The organism is Paenibacillus sp. EKM10P, assembly GCF_011800655.1.
Classification (GTDB): Bacteria; Bacillota; Bacilli; order Paenibacillales; family Paenibacillaceae; genus Paenibacillus; species Paenibacillus polymyxa.
In genome coordinates this window covers 242237-259351 of sequence record NZ_JAALET010000004.1, presented here as the reverse complement: position 1 = coordinate 259351, position 17115 = coordinate 242237, and the positions used below count along the sequence as shown (strand labels likewise).

Sequence of the window (17115 nt, the reverse complement as noted above, 5' to 3'; positions counted from 1 at the left end):
TCTTTTCCTCCTCAAACGGTATGCAACAAAAAAACCTCTGCATCCCGTAGCGTGTCAGCGCTAGGGACGAGAGGTTATATTCCCGTGGTACCACCCTAGTTAGCAGAAAGCGTTCTTCGCATTCTACTCCCTTTGCACCTGATAACGGAGGTGATCCGATGCGTATTAATAACAGGATACTGACACCTATATAGGTGCTTTCCTGCGTTGGACGCATATCTCCGAGGTGAGTTCGCTTTGCACTGTCAACCGGCTTGCACCACCCGCCGGCTCTCTACATGTCCAGACAAAACTACTATTCCTCATCAGCGATTATTTAACCGTTAATAATGGCACTATTATATTGAAAACCGCGAAAAAAGTCAAATAAGGACTACATTTGATACGAAGCGCCATCTTCATACTAGTTGTCCATGACACATGAATACGAATGTTTTATAATAACTCCAAGTTGCATGGTTCAAGTTGAGATGAGATAAGAAAGGTGAGTGGAGACATGGCACAGATTAAAATTTTCGGGACAAAAGAGAAGCTAAATCCGATCAAAAAGCAACTTTCAGAGGTGATTCACTCTGCCGTGGTGGATGCGTTCAATTATCCTCCAGACAAGAGGTTTCATCGTTTTTTCCCTATGAATCATAAAGATTTTATATATGCAGATGGTCGCTCCGACGCATACACCATTATTGAAATCAGTATCTTCGAAGGCAGAACGACAGAAGCTAAGAAGCAACTCATCAATCTGTTATTTCAAAGAATTAACGATCTTTTGGGTATTTCTCCACAGGATCTTGAAATTACTATATTTGAAACCCCGAAACAGAATTGGGGCATTCGGGGTGTACCGGGTGATGAACTTCAGCTGAACTATAAAGTGAATATATGAGAGCAAAAAGACGCCCTTCATGACTTCATGAAAAGCGTCTTTCTTTTTCTATATTAGCTCAATGAATCCTAGCTATTTTACAGCGACATAAAAAAGTCTCGCCGCGTCATCTGCTGCTTCTACCCATTCAAAATCTGCATATACCTTCACATCACGAAAACCCGCTTTGGACAACTCTGCCTTCATCCAGGCTGGATTATAAGCACGCTGTACATGAATTTCCTCAAAACGCTGGTACAGATCGCGTCCTTCATGTTCTGCTTTCGCAAAGATACTGAGATGATGCTCAATTTCACAACGGGGAGTGTCCAATGCGCATGTCCAGATATACGAAATAGAGCGTTCATCCAGTACGAATGGTTGTTCTTCATCATAACGCAAAAATGTCTGGGGATGATGTACATCAAACAGAAAGGTTCCACCAGGCTTCAGACCAGCATACGTTCTGCGAAAAGTAGAAATGATATCTTCTTCCTCAAGTAAATAATTCAGGCAATCGCAAAAAGAAATGACAGAATCCACGGGCTCCGGTAAAATCCATTCTCGCATATCCTGCTGTATCCAGCGAACGCTCCCCTCACGAAACAATCGCTGCCCTTGAGGAGTAGCTTCCATTTTGCGACGGGCTACTGCCAGCATGTCAGAGGACAAATCGATGCCAGCCACCTCGAAGCCTGAGTTAACCAGTGGAATCGTAATTGAGCCCGTTCCGCAGCCCAGCTCGGCCACTGTATGTGGCATACCATATCGATCCCAAGCTTGCCGAGCAAAGCGCAACCAGTCCGGGTACGGCATGTCCTGCATTAGCTCATCATACACATAGGCAAACTTGCGGTAAGAAGCCATCTTTATTCCCCATTCCCGTCCTTCGGTTTAGGCATCTTCTCCACCAGGTAGGTCCAGTTTTCTTTTTGTGTAACCAGTCCTTCCTTCATCAGCTTGCCCATCGCACGCTTGAAGGCGGATTTACTGATACCAAACCGTTGCTTAATAATATCCGGCGGCGTTGCGTCAGAATATGGCATGCCGCCACCCGGACGTTCCTTCAGAAATGCAATCAACCGATCCGCATCCTCATCACGGCCTACTTCCTTGCGTGGCGACATCGCCAGATTGACCCGACCGTCTTCACGAACAAGCGTGATCCGTACCTTAACCTCCTCGCCCAAGCGAAGCATGCGGTTACGTTCCGACGAATGAATCATTCCTATTGCACCAAAACCAAGCACACCTCCGTCCACTAGGACGAATGTGCCCATCTGAAGCGGCTTGTACACCGTCGCCTGCACCCATGTATTAAGCCACGAACTAGGAGCATGGAAGCACAATGGAGCCAGTTCCTGCTCCCCTGCCAGTTTAGCTCGCAGTCTGCCTTGTTTGTCATGCTCCATAATGGCATACACGTAGTCACCCACCCGAGGATGCAGATCACGGTTTTCTGGCAACTCACGAATCGGCAGCAAAAGCTGACGCCCCAATCCCATCTCCAGGAAGCATCCCAACCGCGGATGCACATCGGCCACCTCAAGCTTTGCCATTTCTCCCAGAGACAAGAATGGCTTTTTCATAGTTGCAGCCAAACGGTCCTCTGTATCGTGGAAGATAAATACTTCCAGCCGTTCACCCACCTCGATTTCACGAGTCAGCTCCGTATAATGCAGCAGCACATCCTGCTCACCGACGGTAAGAAAGTAGCCGAAAGGAGATACCTCACGATCCACCATAATGGTGACATAAGTACCAGCGATCAAACTCATACCTTCTCCACAACCTTAGCATCCGACCAAAGCCGTTCAATGTTATAATATTCGCGTTCGTCGCGATGGAAGACATGCACTACAACATCTCCCAAATCCATTAGAACCCAGCGAGCAGAATCCATTCCTTCGATTCCTTTGATGGTTACACCTTCATCATGAGCGCGTTTGCGAATTTCTGTTACAATCGCCTGTACTTGTGTATCCGAATTACCGTGGCAGATTACAAAATAATCCGCAACTAGCGATACTCCACGCAAATCCAGTGCGACAATATTCATTGCCTTTTTATCATTAGCGGCCTCAACCGCCGTTTGCATTAATTTCTCATTCGTTAGGGTCATTCATGAACCTCCGTTTTTTTCTGTTTTAGCTGTCGAATCAAGTCATTGCGCGACAAGACCGTCAGCGGAAAAATAACCTTTTGCTTTTCCAGCAACAATGAAATCGTAGAATCAAAGCCAGCGATAAGGCCCTGCTCCAAACTTTTCTTTGCCTGTTTACGAATATGTTCAACCCCGGGAAAATCCCGCCCCGGTTCGATGTAATCAGCCAGACACACGACTTTATCCAGCAGGCTCATACCTACGCGGCCTGACGTATGCCAGCGGATCGCATTCCTTATTTCCGGATCATCCACTCCGTAATCTCTTGCCGCAACGCAGTACCCTACCTCTGAATGCCAGAGCTGCTTGTCATGCTCCAATAGCTCCTGATCACATTCGGGATAGTTACGAATCACTTCCTCCATCTGCTGAACAGGCCAATATTTCGCTACATCATGCAAAATAGCCGCCAGTTCTGCCTTATCCGGGTCTGCTCCATAACGCTTCGCAAGCTCCACAGAGGTATGCATAACACCCAGCGTGTGCTTCCAGCGTTTTTCAGGCATCTGGCCAGATACGACTTCCATTAGCTGCTCACGGCTGTACTTCATACAAACCGCCCCTTGTAATATAGTCATGAACACGATCAGGCACAAGATAACGAATAGTGCGGCCTCCTGCCACACGCTCTCGTATATCCGTCGAAGAAATGTCCACCACTGGCATATCCGCCAGCAGTACCTTGTCCTGCAAATAATATGGCAACTCATCCAGCGCAAGCTCGAAGCCCGGTCGCCGCACCCCAATAAAACAAATCCGATGCGCCAATTCCTCAATCCCCTGCCAATGAGGCAAGTAGTTCACCATATCTGCACCAATAATAAAATAAAAATCTACAGCAGGATGCAGCTCCTGAAGCTTCTTGATCGTGTCAATGGTATAGGATACCCCCCCGCGAAGCACTTCAATATCCAGCACTTCAAAAGCAGGATGACCCGCCACCGCTTCACTCGTCATCTCCAGACGCTCCTTGCCGCTTGCCCCCGCTTGATGCTTGTGCGGAGGAATATGAGAAGGCATAAACCATACTTGATCCAGCCCATAGGCATCTCTTGCCGCTTCTCCAGCCAGCAGATGTCCAATATGAATGGGATCAAATGTACCACCCATAATACCGATTTTCATAATTTTCTCCCCGCGTATTATCCTCTAGGCAACTCGATCTGCTTATGATCACGAGATTCCTTGTACAAAATAATGGTGCTCCCAATAAGCTGTACAAGCTCGGAACCCGTCTCTGCTGCCAGTTCTTCCGCAATTTCATGTTTGTCGTCTAAACAGTTGTTCAAAATTTGTACTTTCATCAGTTCACGCTTTTCAATCGCATCATTGATGTGACGCATAAGATGCTCATTCGTACCGTTTTTACCTACTTGAAAAACTGGGTCCAAATGATGCGCCATGGAGCGCAGATATCTTTTTTGTTTACCTGTTAACATGTATATTTAACCCCTTCGTCGCCACATATACAATGCAGCATTTCCATAATTTTAATGTATATCCGACTTACGTTAGGCTTCTCAGCACAGCCGCTCTCATTTGGTCTACTGCAGGGGCCACTCCCGTAAAATACTCAAAAGCCACTGCCCCTTGGTACACAAACATGCCTAAACCTCCATGTACAGTGCAGCCACGCTGTTCACGACTTTCGCGTAAAAGCCTCGTTTCCAGCGGGTTGTAGATCAAATCGCTCACAATGATTCCCTGCGGAATCAGATTCGTTTCCAGTGGAAGCTCATCAGATAAAGGAGACATTCCCACCGAGGTTGTATTAATCAATACATCCACTGTCGTGAGCACATTCTTGGCTTCCTCGTTGGAATAGCCCATTACTGGAATTGCTTCTGTCGTCCACTCCAATGCCAGTTGTTCAGCTTTGTCACGAGTTCGGTTCAGAATAATGACCGATTCAGGTCGCTCCTCCAACAAAGCATGAATCACCCCCCGAGCAGCCCCACCGGCTCCTAGAACAGCAATTCTTGCACCCTTTAACTCAACAGAAGTCTCTTCTTTAAGGGAACGCACATAGCCAATTCCGTCCGTATTATAGCCCTTGAGCCGTCCATTGTCATTCACTATCGTATTGACAGCGCCGATGAGCCGGGCCCCTTCATCAATCTCATCCAGATATTTCATAACCTCAACCTTATGGGGAATCGTCACATTGACTCCGCGGAAATGCAAAGCCCGAATCCCCTTCACAGCATCCTCCAGCTGATCCGGTGTGACATGAAGAGGTACAAAATCTCCCTCAATCCCCGCTGCCTGTAAAGCTATTTTATGCATAAGAGGCGATTTGGAGTGCTTGATCGGATCACCCAATACGCCCAATAGTACAAGATCTCGTTCGGTCGCTCCAGACTCCCCGCTGTTCATCGTTGCTCTCCCCCATATTGCAAAATATTAGGCCGCTCAAATACATGAATGGCGGCAGGAACCCGTATGTGTTCCTTGCCGCCCTATAGCTTGGTTACAGCATTGTTAAATCAACGCAGGCCGCAAAAGCACACGGACTCCCCGAGGAGCATGAACCGCTACCAGAGCTCCGTTCTCACTATTCACCCTAATCCATCCCAAACCGGATATATAGATGTCCGATGGAGATTTGCGTGGAACACGGAACTCATGTCTGGTCCATTCTGGCATCTCTGCCAATTGATCGCGTGTTGGTGGAGACAATAGCTCCCCGGCATGATCAGCGAACAACTGATCAGCTCGCTCCAGCTTCGTGCGATGTATTTTAAGACCACCGTTAATGTAGCAGGTAAAAGATTGGTGCTGACCGTCTACAAAATCAAATCGGGCCATACCGCCGAAAAACAATGTTTGTCCGGCATCAAGCTGATATGCAGCAGGCTTCAGCGGCTTGTCCGGCATAATAGCACTCAAGTCCTGACGGGAGACAATTTCACTGAACCGCCAAGGGTACACAATACCCGGAGTATCAATAATGTGCTTGCCGTCGTCGAGCGGAATATTCACCATATCGAGTGTAGTTCCTGGGTAACGGGATGTTGTAAGTTCCTGCTCCATATCGCTATAATCACGAATCAAGCGGTTAATGAGCGTGGATTTACCCACATTTGTGGCTCCGACTACATATACATCACGGTTACCACGCAGTTCAGATACCACATCCAGCAGACGGTCAAAGCCCTGATTTTTTTTAGCAGAGCACAGTACGATTTCTTCCGTGCGTAGCCCTTGCTCCTTCGCTTGCTTTTGTACCCAGTTACGTACCTTGTTCCAGTTTGTGACCTTAGGCAACAAATCAGTCTTATTGACTGCCAGTACAACCGGATTCGAACCTACAAAACGCTGTAGGCCGGAAATCAAGCTGCCTTCAAAATCAAAAATATCTACAATGTGGATGACGAGCGCATCCTTGTCCCCAATCTGACTAAGCAGCTTCAAGAATTCATCTTGATCTACCGTCACCGAAGAGGTTTCATTATAGTTTTTGATCCGGAAGCAACGCTGACAGATGACCGGTTCACGAGTTAATAATTTTTCCGGAATATATCCCGGAAGGTCCGGGCTAGTGGTCTGCATGGCGATACCGCAACCACTACATTTGACGGCAGTTCCACCGTCAGGTCTTTCAGTCATTCTTCTTTTCCTCCTCAAGCCATAAGCCTTTCTTACGTAACCTTGTGAGCGCGATTCGCTCCAACCGTCGATTAAATCGGGTCATGACTCCTTCATCATGAATGGATATCGGCAGCACCAAAACGGTATGCAAACCCATTCGGTTGCCTCCCAATACGTCCGTCAACATTTGATCCCCGACCATAATAGTCTCTTCCGGAGTAAGCCCCATCATACGAATGGCTCTACGAAAGGACGAGTTGGATGGCTTCCGGGCGGCATGTATAAATTCAATGTCCAAAGGCGTAGCAAACACGGATACACGGTCCATATTGTTATTAGACACGATGACAAGCTTAAAACCCGCCTGTTTGACCTTTTCAAACCAGGCCACCAGCTCGGGAGTTGCGTTCGGCGCTTTTGCACCGACCAGCGTGTTATCCAGATCCGTAATAATGCCGCGATATCCTTGAGCATACAAGCCTTCAAGATCAATATCAAAGACGGTATTCACCCGTAATTTGGGCATCAGCATTTCAAACAACGTCGGTCACCTCAGTTTCATACGACAAACTATACCATATTACTATGGCTTAGTAAAAAGCTATCCGCAACAAACGGACAGCTTTTTACTAAACATATAGACTAAGATTAAAAATTGCGACACCAAACCTAGTAAAAATGACTAGCCTTCATCCTTCTGGTCAGACTTGGCTCTTCGCCCAGCCCATCGTTTTATCCATGGTTCTTTTTGCAACAGGGAAGCTTGCTGGCGAACACTGCGCCAATCCTCTGCGTTTACCGACGAAGGACTATAACGTGCTTGTTCAAAGCGTCCTAGCAACTGATGTAAAATCACAGCGCGCTCCGGTGCTTCTTGTGACCATCTGTCGACTGATTCCCTCAGTGTCTCATGGCTTGCGCGGACATAGCCTTTCCTTCGCATGTACCGTAACCAGTGTTCCGTTTCGACGATCACCTTTTCATCTGGGGTCAGCGGTTTACCTGTGCGTAAACGCAGCAGGTAAAAGTGAATGTCTGCCCGATTACGCCAAATGATATAAGCAGCCCACAGCAGAAGAATGGCAACAGCAGAGCTTATGATTACAGGATGAATCTCTAAGCCTTCCCCTGGATCCGTCTGCGGAGTCTGCTCAAGCTGCTCTGATTCTGGCTGATCCTTGACCTCTGGGGCGTCTGGAGTCTTTGAATCCTCCTGCTCTGTAAGTAACGGCATATCAAAGCCAGGCGTAGCTTCTACCGGAACCCAGCCATATTCGCCTAAATATACCTCTGCCCAGGAATGAGCGTCCGCGTTTGTCACGGAATAAGAGGACATGTTTTCGTCACCATCGCCCGTGGTTGCATCATCTGAAAACGTCTGCTGGCCAGGAGCATACCCTTTGACCCAACGGGCTGGAACCCCAACGGAGCGAGCCATCATGACTAATGAAGTGGAATAATAATCGCAATAGCCCTCCCGAATCTCAAACAGAAAGGCATCCACGAAATCCCTGCTTCTTTTCCGTGAGAGATCCGGATTGTTCGTATATGCATAATTTTGCTGTAGATACTGCTGTAGCAATCCGACTTTTTCATACGGCGTTTTGGCCGTCGCCGTTACATTGCGAGCCAAATCACGAACCCGCTGCGGCAATTCCTTTGGAATTTGTAAGTAGGCTTCCTGTTTATTTTTTCCATACAACTCATTAAAACTTTTTCTACGCAGCTCTTTCTCAGGGATCACTGGAACATGCGATACCAAAGTATACGTTTTAGGATAAGCAGTTCTTCGAGAGGATGGATTCCAAAGCAGCTCTGCCTGTTCCGGATTCCAACGCAACCCGTTTGCCCGTGAATCTCTATCCACCGATTGAACACGATGCACCGAATAGGCGCCAAACAGAACGGGATAGCTCTGATCATTTTGCATGGTAACGGTCTGCACGACCTGCTCTGTAGAGTGCCTCGTTTCTTGTACGTTTTCAAGCTCTGCGGTCATCGACACCTCATTTGATGCTGGATCATCGTTGCCCACGTCAACCCAGCCTGTACCGGAATAGGTTCGTTTCGTTTCTCCTCGCCAATAGCTTCGCTGATTAGTTGTGATGGTCATGACAGGCGAATAATCAAAATTAAAACCTCCACCCAATCGATTATCCTGGCGACTATAACCAGATGCGGTGTTCATGCGCTGATTCAGTGCCCCAGATCCATTGGTGGTTCCAGCGGTGGTTGAGCTAATGCGCTGGGTCCACGCTGTATAGGGGTCCGTCAAAGCTGGCTGTACCTCGGGCATATTCACACCCGCCATAATAATAAGCGCAAAAATGACAGCAATATTGGCCGCAATTTTATACGGATAACGCCGAATATGCTTCCATCCTTGAGGATAATGCTGACGAAAATACTGCAGATGCTGTGTCACTAGCCATCCCATACCAGCAAAGACGATCCAGGCAACCTCCTCCCACAGCACAGTTGGTGTGAAGGAATCAAGCACCGCCAGAGCTGCAACGTTGATGCCCACAAAAACTAGAATCCGCTGCTTCGTGGTAACGATGAGCGGCACCATTTCAATGACTAGCCAAGCAATGAGGGAAAACCAAACATAAGGAGACATATTAGATATAAACTGATCCAGACGATTGGCTGCCCCGCCAAAGGGGATAATGATGGAGTAAGACACTAATGTCCGATACAAAATAAAGAACAGCGTTACCGCCTTAACGACAAATTCAATCCATGGACGGAATGGTAGTAAAATCTTCACCAGCGCCAGCATTGTAATGGTCATCAGTACAAGTGCCCTCGTCTCTTCCAGCCATAATTCAGAAGCAAAAGACACCCATTGCATAGCAATAATAATAATCCACAAGAACGTAAAGGCGGGAGCCCAGGAGCTCTTTAACGATTGTAACCAGCTTTTCATTGTGTCCCTCCCCCCATTACAGCCGGGAGCTCTTCGAGGCTCTCAACATCGTAGCCCTTAATTCCCCTTGCACGAAGCATACTCATCCACTTTTCAGCTTCTCCCTCGGCAGAGCCTTCGCCGATATAGACATGGCACGGAGTCATCCCCCGGGTATCGGCCCAGCGAAGAAGTTCCAGCGCCTGATGATCCTTCAGCGGACTAATCAGTATAAAATAACAGCCTTGCGGAAACTGGCGCACACAGCTTTCTACAGCAGTCATCAAGCTGCCTTGCGAAGTGGTGTGGATGTCTACCAAGTGATGCATCATTCGTTGTCGTTCCATCATCTGCTCACTTGGCTGAAAAACAGTCCCCTTCCCTCCAGCTGTACACAGTCCGACTCCCATCCGCTCCCGTCCACCATATTCCAGCAATGAAGCGGTAGAAGATACAGCTAGCTCAAACTGGTCGGCGTTTACATAATGCTTTGTTTGTACGTCGAGCACGAGCATCGTTTTGGGAACCGTCTCATGCTCAAATTCCTTGGATTTCCAACTACCTGTACGAGCCGTCGCATTCCAGTGGATGCGTGAAAACCGATCTCCATATACATAATCCCGTACACCGTTAATTTGCGTCGTTTCACGACGCGTTCGAGTTTGAACGGTCTGCGGTCCAGACATCCTTGAGCGGCGATCATTGATCTGCCAATATGGAATGAATGCCGTGCGAGGAAGCACCCGAAATTCACCGCGTGCATTCAACCTGCCCTTGTGCTCCAACAGGCCAAAGATGTCCTCACTCACACATTCGGTTTCCTCAAAATAGTAGCTTCCTCGTTCTAAAGCAGGGGTTTGAAATGTAAGCTGGCCGCCACCTTTCATACTAGGGATAACACTGTCTTCAAACGACCAGGATTCCCCCGTATGTCGCTTGAGCACCTCGCGAACAATGACATAGGGTAACGGAAGAAAGCCAGGAATGCTCAGACTGAGCTTTACGTGTACCTGATCTCCCGCATGCAGCAGCTCGCCAAACTCCGAGCCTTGCGAAAGCTGACGATGGCCCTGGACGCGACGAACTCCACTCAGACCAACCATCCATAAATAAACGATTAACAACGTAACCATAGAAAACAGCATGACCGATGTCTTTCCACCCTGAAACAACAAATAAAGCAGGCACACTACCCATATACATAGCATAAGCCAGATGCGACTTGATAGCCGGGGAAGCCTGCGCTTCCTTTTGACCATGTTCATTCCTTAAGAACGCTCCATTCGTACGGGTACATGAACCTGTCGGAGCACGGACTGCAGCACGGACTGGGCGTTGGAGCTATCGAGGCGTGCTTCGGGACGCAGCAACAAACGGTGCGTCAGCACATAAGGTGCCAGCGACTTCACATCATCAGGCAACACATAGTCACGGTTATCCTGAAAAGCGAATGCCTTGGCAGCCATGACAAAAGCAAGTGCGGCCCGTGGACTAGCTCCCAGTAGCACTGATGGATGTTCTCTCGTCGCACGCACGATATCGAGTAAATAGGAAGTCACCGCTTCGTCCATATAGATATCTCTGATTTCCTGCTGGATGTCAGCAATCTGTTCCATATGCGCTACAGCCTCCAGACGATCTGCTGGCTGGCCCGTCTGATGATGAAGCAGCATGTTGCGCTCTGTCTCCAAATCAGGATAGCCCAGGCTGATTTTGAGCATAAAACGATCTAATTGTGCTTCCGGCAGCATATAAGTGCCTTCAAAATCAATTGGATTTTGAGTGGCACACAACATAAAAGGATGAGGCAACATATGAGTGTCCCCATCCACCGTCACACTTCGTTCCTCCATAACCTCCAGCAGAGCTGACTGGGTTTTCGTCGTCGCTCGGTTAATTTCGTCTGCCAGTAAGATGTTAGTCATAACCGGACCCGGACGGAAATAAAAACGCTCATCCCGTGGATGAAATATAGATACCCCTGTAATATCACTCGGTAGAATATCAGGATTACATTGAACACGGCGATAATCACCACGCATGGATTTTGCAAGAGCCTTGATCATTTGCGTTTTCCCCGTACCCGGAACGTCTTCGATCAGAATGTGTCCACCCGCCAGCATAGCCGTAAGCAATAATTTTATTTCAAAGGATTTCCCTAATATGCAGGATTCCAGATTAGAACGGATTGCAGATACAATCTGCACAGATTCTTGACGCACGGGCATAACTCTGTAAACCTCCTAGATAGCAACATGTTTCCTATTATTGTACATGAAGGTGGACATAGAGTACACTTAACTCCTTGCCCATATTATTCAAGCTCCATCTTCTCTTATAGGTACATGTTTTTCGGGACAGTCAAAAACCCTTCGGTTATCAAATCCGAAGGGTTCACGTATACAATTTATTTTACTTTTTATCCTATTTAAAGCACCCTGCTTTATATGCTTCCTTTTGGACGAACAAACAAGCATGCCAGAAAAGAGAAAATAATCGCTGAGGAAATCCCTGCGCTTGTCAGGCTAAAGATCCCTGTAATAACACCAAGCCATCCGTCCTTTTCCAATTCAGTTAGTGCACCATGTACGAGTGAGTTACCAAAGCTGGTAATTGGAATCGTCGCACCCGCTCCAGCAAATTTGATAAGGGGATCATATATTCCGACAGCGTCGGCAATTGCACCTGCTACCACCAACGTACTCATTGTGTGTGCCGGGGTCAATTTGATTACATCCATCATTAACTGACCCACGACACAAATGGCACCGCCCACTAAAAAAGCCCATAGAAATATCATACTTTTCCTCCCGCTTCAAAAGCTACAGCATGTGCAACACATGGAATGCTTTCACCCTGCTGTGTAGTCAAAGGAGACAATAACGCTCCGGTCGCCACGACCAGCACCTTTTGTAGTTCTCCCTTTTCGATCCGCTTTAACAGATGTCCATAGGTTACAACAGCTGAGCATCCGCAACCACTTCCACCTGCAATGACCTTCTTTTGCTTATTGATGTCGTAAATCAGTAAACCGCAATCATTAAATTCCGTTTGATTCATATCGAATCCATCTTTTTTAAGCAGCTCCTTGGCAATCGGCAGCCCTACGGAGGCTAAATCCCCGGTTACAATAAGATCATAGTAGCTCGGGTCCCTGCCTGTATCTCGAAAATGAGACAAAAGCGTGTCCGCCGCCGCTGGAGCCATGGCTCCGCCCATATTAAAGGGGTCTTTAATGCCCATATCCATTACACGCCCAATAGTGGCACAATCTACCACCGTACCTGACTTCGCATGTCCCACAATGGCCGCACCGGAACCGGTAACAGTATACTGAGCTGTGGGGGGCTTCTGTGCTCCGTATTCATTAGGATAGCGGAATTGTTTTTCCACAGTACAGTTATGGCTGGTTGTACCCGCCATCACGTAGTCGCCCGCCTCTGAATCCACAATAAGTGCTGCTAAAGCCAAGCTTTCCATCGACGTTGAGCAGGCTCCGAAAACACCTAAATAAGGAATAGCAAGCTTGCTAGCCGAAAATGAGCTGCTGATAATCTGATTCATCAGATCACCACTTATGAAAAATTGCACTTCCTCTTTGTTTAAATTGGAATTAATTAACGCAAGCTCTGTAGAATGCTCAATTAACCTTCGTTCCGCTTTTTCCCATGTTTTCTCGTTTATTTCGATATTGTCATAAATATAATCGAAATCTGTGGACAACGGCCCCTCTCCTTCATCCGGGCCTACAACAGTTGCACTCCCAATGATGCGCGGTCTCGACTCGAACTTCCAGGTTTGTCCTCCCTGTCTTCTCATAAGTGATTGCCCCCCACACCGAGGATTGCGTATATAACGCCCACGATAAATGCGGCCACAACACCAAATACAACAACGGAGCCTGCCAGCTTGAACATATTTGCACCCACTCCAAGTACCAATCCCTCGGAACGATACTCCAATGCAGCTGAACACATTGAGTTCGCAAAACCTGTGATGGGTACAGCGGTTCCCGCTCCTGCCCATTGGGCAATCTTATCGTAGACCCCGATGCAGGTTAATATAACAGACAAGAGGATCATCATGGATGCAGTTGGTGCCGCAGCTTCTTTGGCTGGAATATGCATCCCTGCCATAAAGGCTTCCTGAATCGCCTGCCCAATCACACAGATGACGCCACCAACCAGAAAAGCACGCACACAATTGGCAAATACTTTTCTGGAAGGTTCATGCTTTTGGGAAACACTTTGATAGTCTTTCTCATTTATGGACAACGGCGACGAATTGGTACGAAAACCGCGCTGTCCTGACTTAGCTGGCATCATTCACCACCCCTTATTCAAAAGTTCCGCGCTTGGCGGTTCAGATTGCTTGGCTCCTTAACATTATGAGCTTTTTGGGGAAATGTTATGTCAGGAAAATGATATCGTGGACATTCCGTACAAATCCATTCATACTGAATACATGACGACCACTGGTTAATTAATAAGGAGTGAGGTATACATCATGGAAGCAAAAACATTGGAATTGTTTAAAACCTTAACAGAGTTCCCTTCCATTTCTGGACATGAGCGAGAGCTGCGGGCATGGGTTAAAGAACGAATATCCGGTTATACGGATGAAATCGTGCAGGACCGTTTGGGCAGTCTTTTTGGTGTACTGCGCGGGCAAGAAAGTGGCCCACGTGTAATGGTGGCAGGACATCTGGATGAAGTTGGTTTTATTGTGAATGGCATTACGGAAAATGGAATGATTCGTTTTCAGCCGGTTGGAGGCTGGTGGAGCCAAGCCATCATGTCACAACGTCTTCAAGTATTGACCCCAAATGGCCCAATCATTGGTGTAGTTGGATCTGTCTCACCACATTTGCTTGATGAAGCGCAACGCAGCAAACCGATGGACATCAAGCATATGTACCTGGATATCGGCGTAGACAGCAAACAGGAGGCGCAAAATCTGGGGATTGTACCCGGAACGGCTATCGCTCCGATCTGTGATTTCACTCCACTTGCGAATCCCAAAAAAATCATGGCTAAAGCATGGGACAATCGATATGGTGTAGGCCTGGCGCTTGAGCTGTTGGAGGCATTACATAAGGAAAAAGACCAGCTTCCAAATACATTGTATGCAGGAGCTACGGTCCAGGAGGAAGTGGGACTGCGCGGTGCACGCACAGCTGCCAATCTGATTCAGCCGGATATTTTCTTTGCACTGGATTGCAGTGCTGCCAACGATATGGGTGGAGATCCGAACGCATACGGACAGCTTGGTAAAGGCGCACTGTTGCGGGTATTTGATCCAGGTATGATTACACACCGCGGAATTGTGGAGTATGTGCAGGACATGGCGGAAACTCACAAAATCAAGTACCAATATTTTATCTCCACTGGGGGAACGGATGCTGGTCAAGTGCACTTGAGCGGAATTGGTGTGCCATCTACCGTCATCGGCATATGTGGACGATACATCCACACTTCCTCGTCCATTATTCACACCGATGATTATGATGCGGCCAAGGAACTGATCATTAAGTTGGTTCAAAATCTGGATCGCACAACACTGAATACCATTATTGAACGAGCTTAAGAAGTAACAGAGAATAAGAATCTATAAAAAAACAGTCAAGACACATACGTGTGCTTGACTGTTTTTTAATTTAATAGAAGAAAAAATAGAAGTTCTCAAATTAAATGCTTGTACCGAAGCAAAGCAATCACTACAAGTACAGCTGTTAAGGTGATACAGATATTTTCTACCTTTGCTCCCTTCCGGGTTCCGGTGCTCATTAATCTAAATCTTAGCTTCCATTTGAATGGCGGCAAAGGCTTAATTCCGTTATTCGTCAAGGAATCTGCCAATAAATGTAGCAAGTACGCTATACCTCCAGCCAGCCATATGCTGTCGCCATGCAAACGTGTCGTGCCGTAAAGCAGCGCGGTCCATGCTACTGTCCCATATACCGTATGCGTCAATCCTCGGTGCGGAACAAGCGTACATATGATCAGCAGACACCCGGCGATATAATTCCACGGTGCATATGATTCCCCATACCAGGCAAGGCCGATACCAATTAGAAAAATGATAACTTTACGCATAGACCGTGACGGCATAAAAGAAGCGCTGATCATCAGCAAAGCCAAAACAAGATTCCAGGGTGGCGGAGCCAAACGGGTGAAAAACACCCAACCCGCAGCCCCAATCATTAGAAGCTGTATGAGCCTAAGCATTTTGTTCGGTAACGCACGGCTCACAAGCATTGAGTTAGGCTCGTCAATATCCGGCAGCAATGAACCAACCACAGCGGCTGCCACGGCAGCCGGAGTCACTTCGAATCCACTTAAGGCTAATACCGATAGGGAGACCCCGGTTCCAATAATTAAATGGGCTCTTCCCATCATGATGCATAACATCCTTTCTTGCAGTATACACAGAGTCGACATTACTCTATTTGAATCAGCATGATTCGATTGTATACGACAATCAAAACGAGAACAATAGTTCGCTTATTCTATTTAAAAGACTTCATCCAAAAGTCCTAGTTTCGCCCCCCATTACTTGACCCTCCCCTTATTCTTTATCTGTACAGCTATTTCTCAAAAAACACGCCATATGACCTATGGGTATGTTGACAAATATCTTCAACATTTTCTTTTTGCCTCAAAGTCCTATTGTACAATTTGGAATATTAGGTAATATAGTGTTTATATTTACTATATAAATCTATTAAATGAACAAGGAGGAAATGATTATGCAAGAAAAATCTCTGTTCCGAAAGTTCAAAACGATTGGTCTGACGTCGTTGCTAAGTGTCGTATTGTTCGCACTTCCCGCTTCAGCTGCTTGGAATGATACATACACGGGGTACGCCACATATACAGGATCAGGTTACTCTGGAGGAGCATTACTGCTTGATCCTATCCCTTCTGATGCCAAAATTACAGCGCTTAACCCCACACAATTGAATTATAACGGAATTAAAGCCGCATTAGCTGGAGCCTATTTGGAGGTTCAAGGCCCCAAAGGAAAAACAACCGTCTATGTAACAGATTTATACCCTGAGGGTCCGAGTGGCGCACTTGATCTGTCTCCGAATGCCTTCAACCTGATTGGCAATCAAAAGGATGGAAAAATCAATATTTCATGGAAAGTTGTCAAAGCTCCGGTTAGTGGTAATGTCTCCTACCGCATTAAAGAAGGCAGCAGCCAATGGTGGGCAGCCATTCAAGTACGCAATCATAAATATCCAGTCTTAAAAATGGAGGTCCAACAAAACGGGCAATGGCTCAATCTCGAAAAACAGGATTACAACCACTTTCTGGGTACTAACTTAGGAAAACAGCCTCTGAAAATACGGATTACGGACATTCGCGGTGTCGTACTGAATGATACCATCCCAGCTCTAGCGGAAAATGGCACAGGCCAAGCCTATATCGTTAAAGGTAATGTTCAATTTCCTGACTAATTGGAATGCCGCCTCATCTTTGCTTCTTTTCATTTGAACCAATAAAACAGGCCGGGAACCGACGCAATCTAGTTTGCGTATCCGTGTTCCCGGTCTTTTTACGAAAAGATCATTATTTTTCACAA

General features: G+C 47.0%; 19 protein-coding genes and 1 other annotated feature. Of the genes, 3 read left to right on the top strand and 16 right to left on the bottom strand.

The genetic code is table 11. The features are described 5' to 3' along the window. Positions 1-59: 59 nt before the first annotated feature. Positions 60-318: a binding site (T-box leader), on the bottom strand. A gap of 178 nt (positions 319-496) precedes the next feature. Then, positions 497-886, top strand: coding sequence for a tautomerase family protein (locus tag HFE01_RS13670; RefSeq protein WP_107733276.1), 390 nt, complete (start codon positions 497-499; stop codon positions 884-886). 72 nt (positions 887-958) lie between these two features. Here HFE01_RS13670 and HFE01_RS13665 read toward each other — a convergent pair whose 3' ends face one another. From HFE01_RS13665 to spoVAC, 15 genes are all read right to left on the bottom strand, one after another. Beyond that, on the bottom strand, positions 959-1732 hold the full coding sequence (locus HFE01_RS13665; protein WP_107733275.1) for a class I SAM-dependent DNA methyltransferase: 774 nt from the start codon (positions 1730-1732) through the stop codon (positions 959-961). Between the two features lie 2 nt (positions 1733-1734). Next, positions 1735-2643 (bottom strand): CvfB family protein, encoded by a 909-nt coding sequence (locus HFE01_RS13660; RefSeq protein WP_167438405.1) that lies wholly within the window; start codon positions 2641-2643, stop codon positions 1735-1737. Further along, positions 2640-2987 (bottom strand): ribosome silencing factor, encoded by a 348-nt coding sequence (rsfS, locus tag HFE01_RS13655; RefSeq protein WP_017428187.1) that lies wholly within the window; start codon positions 2985-2987, stop codon positions 2640-2642. Before rsfS ends, HFE01_RS13660 begins: the two co-directional genes overlap by 4 nt. Next, entirely contained in the window at positions 2984-3580 is a 597-nt protein-coding gene (gene yqeK / locus HFE01_RS13650; protein ID WP_045244371.1) for a bis(5'-nucleosyl)-tetraphosphatase (symmetrical) YqeK, read from the bottom strand. The genes rsfS and yqeK overlap by 4 nt, the downstream gene beginning before the upstream one ends. Further along, positions 3564-4154 (bottom strand): nicotinate-nucleotide adenylyltransferase, encoded by a 591-nt coding sequence (nadD, locus tag HFE01_RS13645; RefSeq protein WP_167438406.1) that lies wholly within the window; start codon positions 4152-4154, stop codon positions 3564-3566. The genes yqeK and nadD overlap by 17 nt, the downstream gene beginning before the upstream one ends. 17 nt (positions 4155-4171) lie before the next feature. After that, positions 4172-4468, bottom strand: coding sequence for a ribosome assembly RNA-binding protein YhbY (gene yhbY / locus HFE01_RS13640; protein ID WP_013372202.1), 297 nt, complete (start codon positions 4466-4468; stop codon positions 4172-4174). A 67-nt stretch (positions 4469-4535) separates the two neighbouring features. Next, positions 4536-5405: a shikimate dehydrogenase gene (aroE, locus tag HFE01_RS13635; protein WP_019688082.1), complete on the bottom strand. Its 870-nt coding sequence runs from the start codon at positions 5403-5405 to the stop codon at positions 4536-4538. A 105-nt stretch (positions 5406-5510) separates the two neighbouring features. Beyond that, positions 5511-6638, bottom strand: coding sequence for a ribosome biogenesis GTPase YqeH (yqeH, locus tag HFE01_RS13630; RefSeq protein ID WP_019688083.1), 1128 nt, complete (start codon positions 6636-6638; stop codon positions 5511-5513). Beyond that, complete coding sequence (locus HFE01_RS13625; RefSeq protein ID WP_013372205.1) at positions 6631-7161, bottom strand: YqeG family HAD IIIA-type phosphatase; 531 nt, start codon at positions 7159-7161, stop codon at positions 6631-6633. The genes yqeH and HFE01_RS13625 overlap by 8 nt, the downstream gene beginning before the upstream one ends. Before the next feature lie 141 nt (positions 7162-7302). After that, on the bottom strand, positions 7303-9549 hold the full coding sequence (locus HFE01_RS13620; protein ID WP_167438407.1) for a transglutaminase domain-containing protein: 2247 nt from the start codon (positions 9547-9549) through the stop codon (positions 7303-7305). Then, a complete protein-coding gene (locus HFE01_RS13615) occupies positions 9546-10793 on the bottom strand; it encodes a DUF58 domain-containing protein (protein WP_025365384.1) in 1248 nt (415 codons plus the stop codon). The genes HFE01_RS13620 and HFE01_RS13615 overlap by 4 nt, the downstream gene beginning before the upstream one ends. 3 nt (positions 10794-10796) lie before the next feature. Beyond that, positions 10797-11756 (bottom strand): AAA family ATPase, encoded by a 960-nt coding sequence (locus tag HFE01_RS13610; RefSeq protein ID WP_167438408.1) that lies wholly within the window; start codon positions 11754-11756, stop codon positions 10797-10799. Between the two features lie 215 nt (positions 11757-11971). Further along, complete coding sequence (spoVAE, locus tag HFE01_RS13605; protein WP_016821644.1) at positions 11972-12328, bottom strand: stage V sporulation protein AE; 357 nt, start codon at positions 12326-12328, stop codon at positions 11972-11974. After that, complete coding sequence (spoVAD, locus tag HFE01_RS13600) at positions 12325-13347, bottom strand: stage V sporulation protein AD (protein ID WP_102998843.1); 1023 nt, start codon at positions 13345-13347, stop codon at positions 12325-12327. The genes spoVAE and spoVAD overlap by 4 nt, the downstream gene beginning before the upstream one ends. Next, positions 13344-13850, bottom strand: a complete 507-nt coding sequence (gene spoVAC / locus HFE01_RS13595) for a stage V sporulation protein AC (RefSeq protein WP_016821646.1) — start codon at positions 13848-13850, stop codon at positions 13344-13346. Before spoVAC ends, spoVAD begins: the two co-directional genes overlap by 4 nt. A 184-nt stretch (positions 13851-14034) precedes the next feature. On the opposite strand from spoVAC, the gene HFE01_RS13590 reads away from it, so the two are divergent. Continuing rightward, positions 14035-15114 carry a M42 family metallopeptidase gene (locus HFE01_RS13590; RefSeq protein WP_167438409.1) on the top strand — a complete coding sequence of 360 codons (1080 nt, stop codon included), beginning with the start codon at positions 14035-14037 and terminating at the stop codon, positions 15112-15114. Positions 15115-15209: 95 nt separating this feature from the next. On the opposite strand, the gene HFE01_RS13585 is transcribed toward HFE01_RS13590, so the two are convergent. Further along, on the bottom strand, positions 15210-15926 hold the full coding sequence (locus tag HFE01_RS13585; protein WP_016821648.1) for a metal-dependent hydrolase: 717 nt from the start codon (positions 15924-15926) through the stop codon (positions 15210-15212). A gap of 350 nt (positions 15927-16276) precedes the next feature. Between HFE01_RS13585 and exlX the strand changes: the two genes are divergently transcribed. Beyond that, a complete protein-coding gene (gene exlX, locus HFE01_RS13580) occupies positions 16277-16990 on the top strand; it encodes an expansin ExlX (protein WP_016821649.1) in 714 nt (237 codons plus the stop codon). The last annotated feature ends 125 nt before the right edge of the window (positions 16991-17115 follow it).